Annotated in this window: 6 protein-coding genes; 4 read left to right on the top strand and 2 right to left on the bottom strand. The window is 40.4% G+C overall.

Annotation, left to right across the window (positions count from 1 at the left end):
• Positions 1–1,371, bottom strand: a 1,371-nt coding sequence (locus tag ACSHXM_RS19340) for a sulfatase family protein (protein ID WP_435691594.1), incomplete at its 3' end; no start/stop codon positions are given.
• Between the two features lie 422 nt (positions 1,372–1,793).
• On the opposite strand from ACSHXM_RS19340, the gene ACSHXM_RS19335 reads away from it, so the two are divergent.
• From ACSHXM_RS19335 to ACSHXM_RS19320, 4 genes are all read left to right on the top strand, one after another.
• Positions 1,794–3,470, top strand: a complete 1,677-nt coding sequence (locus ACSHXM_RS19335; RefSeq protein ID WP_435691592.1) for a BNR-4 repeat-containing protein — start codon at positions 1,794–1,796, stop codon at positions 3,468–3,470.
• 138 nt (positions 3,471–3,608) lie between these two features.
• Positions 3,609–6,950, top strand: a complete 3,342-nt coding sequence (locus ACSHXM_RS19330) for a glycosyl hydrolase (RefSeq protein WP_435691590.1) — start codon at positions 3,609–3,611, stop codon at positions 6,948–6,950.
• A gap of 37 nt (positions 6,951–6,987) precedes the next feature.
• Positions 6,988–8,376 carry a sulfatase gene (locus ACSHXM_RS19325; RefSeq protein ID WP_435691588.1) on the top strand — a complete coding sequence of 463 codons (1,389 nt, stop codon included), beginning with the start codon at positions 6,988–6,990 and terminating at the stop codon, positions 8,374–8,376.
• Positions 8,377–8,586: 210 nt separating this feature from the next.
• Complete coding sequence (locus ACSHXM_RS19320) at positions 8,587–9,432, top strand: hypothetical protein (RefSeq protein WP_435691586.1); 846 nt, start codon at positions 8,587–8,589, stop codon at positions 9,430–9,432.
• 138 nt (positions 9,433–9,570) lie between these two features.
• Here the strand turns inward: ACSHXM_RS19320 and ACSHXM_RS19315 are convergent.
• On the bottom strand, positions 9,571–9,790 hold a 220-nt coding region (locus ACSHXM_RS19315; protein ID WP_435691584.1), incomplete at its 5' end, for an L-rhamnose mutarotase.

The following is a 9,790-nucleotide window of genomic DNA, read 5'->3' as shown; positions in this document are numbered from 1 at the left end:
ATGCTCAGCTGAGTCAATTAAATTGGTTTTTTCTCGTGGATCATTTTGTAGATCGAACAGTTGCTGAAAATCGTTTTTGTAAAAATCTACGTATTTCCAGCGTTGGGTGCGCATACCTACTGTCGGCGGAATAAAAGTTCGTTTAGGTTGATACATGTGTTCAAAGAAAAACTCGTCCCGCCATTTGGTATTTTCTTGCTTGTTTAATAATGGCGTAAGACTAACGCCTTGATAACTTTCTGGTGCTTGTAGGCCAGCTAAGTCCACGACTGTTGATGCAATATCAATGTTTAACGCCATTTCTTTGATTTCACGTTTTTGTGAGGCTTTGTTTCTTGGATCGTAAATAATCAAAGGAATCCGTAAGTCTTCTTCCCAGCCAAACCATTTTCCGGCCAATTGGCGCTCATTGAGGTTGTAACCGTTGTCACCCATATAAATGATCACGGTATTTTCGGCCATGCCGTTTTGTTCTAATGAGTCATAAATCATACCTACCGCTTTATCTACTGCACTAATGGCACGGTAATAACGCTTGACCATTTTTTGAAATTTAGCTTCAGAGTCGTACCGCCATTCCCAACGTTCGCGACCAATGGATTTTTTTAGAAATTCAGGTAGTGCGTTAAACGTGGCATCGTCAGAAAATTTTGCTGGCGGAATGGTGATGTCCGCATACATGTTTTCAAACTCTGCAGGGTAGTGATATTGGTCTACTTTATCTCTGTCATGAGCATGGGGGTTCCAAAAATTCACCGACATAGTCCAAGGTTTACCAGCTTGTTTAGATTGTTCAATAAAGTCTTTGGCTAGCTCAGCTATATAATAGGTTTGCGGTAGTGTTTTGCCTTCATATTCCTCTGTTTTAGCTTGAAGAAGTGGTTTGAAATAATCGAATCTATCTTGTGTCTTTCCTGATAAACCAATTTCATATTTACCCACAAAAGCTGAACTATACCCGCCTCGTTTCATTACAGCGGGGTACATATTGTTTGAGTCTTCTAGACTGGTTTTAGGACGACTAAAAGTAAAATCGTGAGTACGCTCGGTAAGTCCCGTTAAAATGCTGACTCGGCTGGTCGCACATATGGGGGTGGTTACAAAGGCATTTTTGAACACTGCACCTTTGTTAGCAAGCTTATCTAGGTTGGGGGTATGAACTATTGGATGATATTTACCTAACATGTCCCAGCGGTGATCATCTGCCAAAATAAATAGTATATTGGGTTTTTGGGTTTCTACTTTATTTGTATCGGCTGTAGAGCTACACCCACTAATCGCTGCAACAGTCAGTAAAACTGATATATATTGCATACTTCTGGCTAGCACACGCTTTGAATTGCCTTGATGATTTTCACTATTATTCTTCATTCATTCTCTCTGAAATATCGGGTGTTACCTTATTTGTACAATTTTATTTAAGGTTTAATAAAGCACGACCAAACCTAGAGCCAAAGTTGCATTACTTGTTTTAAAAACCAAAACTGAAACCCAACACACCTGTACTTAACTGAGCTCTAATTGAGCCATGGCCTCGTTACAAACTGATTATTAATGCCGTTCGAAACTGTGTTTCTAGCTTATAAATGTTTCAGTATTAATTAACCAGATGTTTACATTATTAACTTAATAAGTCAAAATAAATCACAATCTGTCATTTGGTGTCATTTGGTGTTGTTCAGGAAATGGGACCCATTTTTCACAATATGCTGTTTATCAAGGTAAGCAGCTCGAAAATTGACAAAGGGCATTTGACGAATAACGAATTAAGCATTCAAAAGAAGTGAAGAGACATGATTAAACAAATTAAACTTTCAATAGCGGCAGTGGTTTCAATCACCGTCATCTCGTTCTCAGCCAATGGCGCTATGAGTGAAAAGGAATATGCAGAAAAAAGAGCTGCGCTGATAATTAAACACTCACACCAAGACTCTACTTTTGCTGCGCTAAAAAACGAGAAACAAAAAGCAAAAGAGCAGAGTGATAAAGGTTCATTTACCAGTGAGTATTGGCGCTTGCGTATTGATCAGTACTTGTATGGTCAATATATAGAGTTTCAGCCAATCTATGATGCTTATATTGACGGCAAAAAGTTTAATGAAATTTATGATTTACCGGCGGAAGACTTAGGGCCTAAATGGCAAAAGCCTGAGCGTTTGCCTGCTATTCCTAAAGGCCATTTTACCGATAATCTTCCTGGCAATACCTACACAGGCTGGCATCAATTAGTGGGTGACACTGTGTATATTACTTATCAAGGTCACTTAACTGACCCTTATGTTGCTAGTTACAATTTGAAAACTGACAAGTGGGATGGCCCATACAAAGCCGGGCACAGCACGCTTTCAAAAGGTGATAGAAAAATAGATAGCCACGGCCGCCCCATTATTGAAGTGGATAACCAAGGTTATATTCATATTGTTTATGGAGGTCATGGTGGTGAACGTGAAGATGGTTTGAATCCGTTTTCTATCGATACGCCTCATGCTGGTGGGCGTATGCTTCATGTTGTTTCAGCAAAGCCTTATGATTTGAGTTCATTTATTCAAAAGGATGACATTTCACCTTTTGCTTCTTACACAAAAAGCTACAAAATGGCCAATGGCGACATTTACTTTTTCACCCGAGGCGGCACTCATAAGTCACCTTGGTTGTATTACAAAATGAAAAATGGCACGCAAACCTTTGAGCAGCCAGTGATTATCTCTTGGCCAACGCCGCAAAAAGATGATCCTATAATGGTCGATACCCATTACATTAATCCACTAAAAATCTCAGACACCGAGATTGCGATCACGTCACTTTGGCATGCTTGTAACTTCAAAGAGTACCATGACAAAACACATTACAATCGTTTGAATCTTTACTACATGGTTTTAGATACCACAGACGGCTCTTTTTACAACGCTAAAAAAGAGAAGTTAGCCTTGCCTTTAACTTTGGCATCAACCAATCAACATACGTTAGCTTACGACTCTGAAAAAGCCGGTGAAACTAGCTTTGGTACTAAACCATTAGTACTTGAAGATGGCAGAACTGCAGCGGCCTATGAAGCCAGAGGTAAGGATTATCGTGAATGGCGCATGGCCTTGTTTGAAAATGGTGAGTGGACGCACGGCCACCCTATGCCTGGCACAGTAAATAGAACACTCTTTGACATTAATGGTAAAAAAGTGAAGAAGGTATTTGGCCTAGAGGTATTAAAAAATAACGGAGATACAGCGGCAGTCACTTATCAGAATAACCGCGGTGAAAGTGTGTTTGCTATCGCCAAACAAACATCAAGTGGTTCGACTAAAGAGCAAAACTGGCAAGTAGAAAAAGCCTATTTCAAAGTCGCTAAAGCAAAATTACAAATGAAACCTGTACGTAACCAAAGCGGTAATGTTGAAGCGCTTATCTTAAACGTCAGAAAAGGTGTATCTCAGCGTTTATACCTTTGGCATGACGGCAAGTTTAGAGCTAACTAATTGAAATGGGCGCAATGCAAGGTACTAAACCACAGCTCTAAGACTTACATAACGTGGGATCTTGAACCTGTGAAACTTGCCAACATACGTCTTTGATAACAGCAAATTTAGAATGATTAGAGTGAAGAATACAAAAATATGAAAAATAGAAAAGTGTTGATAAATAAAGCACTGTTGGTGATGTCTATGCCACTGGTGTTGCTAATCAAAAATATCGGTGCTGCAGAGTTAAACCCGTCTAACTTTAAAGATCCTGCTGCAAATTACCTGCCTAAAACCTGGATGCATGCTATGAATGGTAACTTAAGCAAGCCGGGTTTTACTGAAGATTTTAAAGCCATGAAAGATGCGGGTATTGGTGGGGCTATTTTCTTTCATGTGCACCGTAAAAACTGGCCGTATTCTTCTAGAGGGCCAGTGCGTTTTGGTACAGACGAGTTTTATGATCACCTAGTCCATGCCGCTGCCGAAGCAGATAAAAGTGGTATTGAGTTTGGAATTCATAATGCAGATGGTTGGACATCAAGTGGTGGTCCTTGGGTAACACCAGAAATGTCCATGAAACGTATTACTTGGTCTGAGAAAGCGGTGACCGGTGGGCAAACTATCGTTCCGCCACAGCCTGGTTTTGCAGAAGGGCTTTATCGTGATGTTGCCGTCATTGCGATGCCGGAAAATAGTTACAATCAAAGTAATGCCTTCGCAAGCGCCACTTTTACGTCTTCAGATCCAAAACTTGATGCCAGTGTGTTAGCTGACAAGGATTGGGATACAGAATTATCTTTTATAAAAAATGAGGTCGAAGCAAAAGCGAGTAATGCTTTTGATTTTAAACCATCACTTAAAAAGAAAAATACTAGCGAGTATTGGATCCAAGTTGAAGTGGATGAACCTACCACGTTACGCAGTGTACAAATTGAAACACCAACCCGTCATGGTGAAGGTGCGTTACAAATCTCTAATGACGGCAAGACCTTTACCACAGTGGTTGAAAAGTTAAGACGTCCTAGAACAGGGGCAAGAATGTGGGCCTTTAGTCCACAATTGGTGACTGATAAACAAGATGGGTTTACCGCTAAGTACTTCCGTTTTGTGTTTGATAAACCCTTCATAATCAAACGTTTTGATTTGTGGTCAATCCCTCGTTTTGACCATTGGTTATCCATGAATTCAATGGAGCGTGGCCGCTTGAGCTTAACACCAAAAATTGCCTCCGATGCGATAACCAAAGCCGAGGATGTGTTGGTTCTAAACCGTGGCGAAATACCCAAATCAGGTATAAAGCTACCTAAAGGTAATTGGCGTGTTTTACGGTTTGGTTATACCAGTACTGGTGCGTTCAATGTACCTGCAACGGTTGAAGGTGAAGGTTTAGAAGTTGATAAGTTTGATGCTAAAGCATTACAGTTTCATTTTGATCAATACGTTGGCAAGTTATTAAAGAAAGTTAATGCTCGGGGGATCAAGTCTCTTAAAACCACTGAAATAGACAGCTATGAAGTGGGAGGCCAAAATTGGACCCAAGGGATTAACCATACCTTTGAACAAAAGTTTGATTACGACTTTATTCCTTGGCTGCCACTTTTAACTGGCCGAGTGATAGAGTCGCCAGAACATAGTGGTGCCATTTTGCAAGAATATCGCCAGCATTTATCCGACTTAATGGTTGAAAACTACTTTGGAGAATTTACTAAACTCACCAAAAAGTATGGTTTGGAATCTTATATAGAGCCTTATGGTTGGGGGCCTTTTGATGAGCTCGCCTCAGGGGGGAAAGCAGATCGCTTAATGGGTGAGTTTTGGGTGCGTGACCAAGTGTATAATGGCCGTGTGTCAGCGGCTATTTCATCTGGGCATATCTACGGTAAAAAGATCATTTCGGCAGAGTCGTTTACTTCTATTCGCACCGTAAACTGGTACGGGCATCCGTATTTTTACAAACATTATGGCGACAAAATGTGGGCTCGTGGAATTAACGAAACCATGTTCCATCGTTTTGCCCATCAACCGAATAATCACATCAAGCCCGGTATGACTATGGATAGCATCGGCTCCCACATTGACCGTACCCAAACTTGGTGGGATAACGGTGGGGTAGAGTGGTTTAAGTATTTAGCCCGGGGGTCATACCTTTTACAACAAGGCGTTCCCAACGCGGATTTTTTAATTCATCTTGGAGACGTTGCACCACTTAGAGTTGGCAACGCCAACAACACAGGAGTGCCCGATGGGTTTGGTTACGATTACACCAATACCGACGTATTAATTAATCGACTAAGTGTCAAAGACGGTTGGTTAGTGTTACCTGAAGGCACGCGCTATAGAGCATTACAGCTATATAAAACCCAATATTTACACCTAAAAACCTTAAAACGGGTACAGGAGTTAGTCGCTGCGGGTGCCACAGTTATTGGTGATAAACCACAACAGGTAATAGGACATAGTGAGTGGCCACAACAAACTGAATTTTCACGAATTGCTGATGAATTATGGGGTGAAGGAACGCCTGCACTACGTGCTTACAAAAAAGGTAAAATCAGTAGTTGGTCATTAGAACAGTCGATTGACAAGTTGGGTTATCAAGCTGATCTGAAACTAAACGATAAGCCAGCTAAGTTTTTTGCTCACCGAAAAGTGGGTGAAAATGATTTGTATTACTTCTATAACGATAAAGCCGAATTCTCTCAACTAACGGTTGATATTCGAGATGGTGACGGGCAGCCAGAAATATGGAATGTTGACGACGGCAGTGTGGAGAATATCACCCAGTTTCAGCGCAATGGCACACGTTTAAAGACTAGGTTAGCCCTAGAACCGTATGCAGGGCGTTTTGTCTTAATTCGTCGAGATAATAAGCAGCCAGATTACCAAGGAACACACAGTCGGCTGGTTAAGGATTTATATCTAAGTACAGCAGAAAACTCTACTACAACTGTGCTTAAAGGAGCATGGTCAGTGGACTTTGACCCCAAATGGGCAGGACCTGGGAAAATGGTTTTCAATCAATTGACTGATTGGATTAGCCACTATGATGAAGGCGTTAAGCACTATTCGGGTACCGCCGTTTATCGTAAATCTGTGGATATTTCTGCTAAGGCACTCAAAGGTACAAATCCTATTTATTTAGACTTAGGTGACGTACAGCAAATTGCCGAAGTGTCAGTGAATGGGATTGCGTTGGGCACTCTATGGAAACCGCCTTTTGCCATGGATATTCGCTCTGCTGTTAAAGTCGGTGTCAACCATTTTGAAGTGAAAGTAACCAATACTTGGGTGAATCGATTAATTGGTGATGAAGCTCTGCCAGATACCAGTGAGTACAGCATGACAGGAGATACAGTTCCTTGGCTGAATGCTAATCAACAGCCACCTAAAAGTGAACGTGTGACGTTTACCGGTTACAACTTCTTTGCCAAACAGGCTAAAAAATTACAAACCTCTGGGTTATTGGGGCCAGTTCGTTTGATTGGAGTTAAATAACCTGAGTTCAGGTTAAATAGAATATTAAGGTGGAAGAATGATCCGTTTATTCATAAAGGTTTCAGTTTTATGTTTAGTAAGTCTGCAGGTTAGTGGGAAGTCTCAACCTAATATATTGTTTATAGCGGTTGATGATTTAAGGCCGAGCATAGGGGCATACGGTGACGAATTGGCTGTGACGCCCAATATAGATAAACTGGTGGCCCAAGGCACTATGTTTAAACAAGCTTTTGCCAGTGTGCCTACATGCGGTGCATCACGGGCTAGCTTAATGACTGGGATACGACCAACAGCGAAGCGCTTTTTAACCCACAAGTCACAGGTGCAGCTCGAAACCCCCAACGCCACTACAATTCCTAAATACCTCAAAGAACATGGTTACCATGGGGTGAGTTTAGGTAAGGTGTTCCATACTCAAACTGATTCAGCGGATCATTGGAGTGAAGCACCTTGGCGGCCTAAAAATGTTAATAACTACCATGATCCTAAAAACGTCGAAATAGCCAAGTCAAATCACAGTGGCCGAGCTTATCCTTATGAAAACTATGATTATGATGAGTTGGAACATAAAGATGGCATGATCGCTACAAAAGCACTTTCTGAGTTGCGTACGCTTTCCAAAAAAGACCAGGCATTTTTCTTAGCAGTGGGGTTTGCTCGTCCTCATTTACCCTTCAACGCACCTCAAAAATATTGGGATTTGTATCCTGAAGAAAAAATTGCTCTACCCAGTAATTACTTTCGGAGTTTGTATGCCCCCAAACAGGCATTTCATAACTCAGGTGAATTACGTAGTTATTATGGAGTGCCCAAAAAAGGGCCGGTGAGTGATGAAATGGCATTAAACTTAAAACGAGGTTATTACGCTAGTGTTAGCCTAGTTGATGCACAAATAGGGCGCTTGTTGAATGAAATAGAAAACCTAGGGCTTGATGAGAATACCATTGTTATTCTTTGGGGTGATCATGGCTGGCAATTGGGTGAACACAAGTTATGGAATAAACATTCTAACTTTAAAACCTCGACTCATGCGCCCTTGATTTTTTCGGTTCCTGGCAAACAAGTTAATCAGCAAACAGATGCTTTAACCGAGTTTGTGGACATATTTCCCACTCTATGTGACTTACTTGGATTACCTAAGCCTGAACAGTTACAAGGAGAAAGTGTTGCTCACTTACTGGATGATCCAAACGATCATAAAAACACTGTGGCCTTTATTCAGTGGAAAAGTGGCACCACTATGTTTACTGAGCAATATGCTTACACTGAATGGTTTGATAAAGACGGCAAGTTCTTAACGAACATGTTGTATGACCATAAAAAAGATGCTGACGAAAACGTAAATGTGGCGCAGAAACCAGAGCATAAAGAACTTGTGGCGAACTTGTCTAAAGCGCTGAATACCAAGCGTCTTGCAATTAAATAATTGTGAGCGCTATTGGGTAAAGGTGGATGATGGCAGAATTGGACTGGGGCTAATCTACACTCCATGTTCTGCTTTTGACAATTTAAAGGTGCATACCAGATCCACCCACTAAAAACATTTACCAGCGTAATATCTTTAGTCGAATTTATTTATAGATTATTTGATACTAATATTCGTTATTAATTATTGAGTTTTGTTGGGTGATTTTACATGCAGTTAAGAAAAGTGTTGTTTCTTGTCTTTGCCATTTCATTTTACCCCAATTATGTCTCGGCGGAAAAAGTCGTTTTTGGCGGCTTAGAGGGTGATCCTTACTTTATTAATTTGCTATCCCATACACTTTCTTATTCCCCCGATAAAAAATATAAAGTAGAGGCATTTAGCCTTGATGTCCCTAAACCTAGAATTTTCAAAATGTTAGAAGACGATGATGGTGTACATGTATTAACTGGAAGTGCGACGGCAAAAAGAGAGTCTCAATATCGAGCTGTTTATTTTCCAATATTAAAAGGTGTTAAAGGCTGGAGAGTGCCCATTATCAGCGCTAAAAAACCTAAAATATTTAGCGATGTCGACAACTTAAATAGGTTTAAGTCATTTGTGCCGGTGCAGTTTAACACTTGGATCTCCACAAAAATATTTGAGTTTAATGAGATTGAAGTGGCCAAAGGCTCTAACTATAAAGGACTCTATTTGATGTTAGACAAGGGGCGTGTGGATTATTTACCACGCTCTATATTAGACGTTAAAAGAGATCTAAATATTTACCCAGAATTAGATTTAATGCTCGATCCAAATATTTTAATTAAGTACCCCAGTGCTTATTATTTTTATGTCAATAAAGGTAATGAAATGTTAGCGAAAGATATTAAAAGAGGATTAGAGTTATCTCTTTCAGACGGAAGTTTCGACCGCTTGTTCAATAAAGCATTTGGTTCATCTTTGAGGTTTGTGGGTGTGCATAATCGTAAAGTTATTCAACTAAACTCTCCATATAAGTTAAAGAGTATGCCTCTAGAGCGTTCAGAATTGTGGGAGATAAGTCGTACAAACTAACTCGAGTTCGGGAAAAGCTACGCCTCTCAATAAGGCTCTTTTTTTTCCTAAATTCGTTGGTTTTGTTATTAATAGCTAGCTAATACGTACGATAAATCGCCTTCAGATAGTTAGCAAGAAGGCGATTCAATTGCAAAGTTAATCTAAATGAAACACACAGTCGATGTTGTTCACCTTAGGTGAGTTATCTGGGTTGGTTTCCATTATATCCGCCATGAAAGCCCACCATTTTTTTACGATAGGCTCTAGTGGCAGTTGATCCATCTTATGGTCTGTGGTGCGTTTTAAAACGGCAAATAACTTGTTGGATTCCTTTTCTAAATAGATTGAGTAGTCTGAAACACCTGCATCTTTTAGT

The sequence above is a fragment of the Paraglaciecola sp. genome (genome assembly GCF_051252315.1).
Classification (GTDB): Bacteria; Pseudomonadota; Gammaproteobacteria; order Enterobacterales; family Alteromonadaceae; genus Paraglaciecola.
This window is presented reverse-complemented; position numbering and strand designations above follow the sequence as displayed.

Excerpts from the sequence above, each read along its gene's own strand:
- ACSHXM_RS19325 (WP_435691588.1), top strand. The coding sequence starts at position 6,988 with ATGATCCGTTTATTCATAAAGGTTTCAGTTTTATGTTTAGTAAGTCTG.
- ACSHXM_RS19335 (WP_435691592.1), top strand. The coding sequence starts at position 1,794 with ATGATTAAACAAATTAAACTTTCAATAGCGGCAGTGGTTTCAATCACC.
- ACSHXM_RS19320 (WP_435691586.1), top strand. The coding sequence starts at position 8,587 with ATGCAGTTAAGAAAAGTGTTGTTTCTTGTCTTTGCCATTTCATTTTAC.
- ACSHXM_RS19330 (WP_435691590.1), top strand. The coding sequence starts at position 3,609 with ATGAAAAATAGAAAAGTGTTGATAAATAAAGCACTGTTGGTGATGTCT.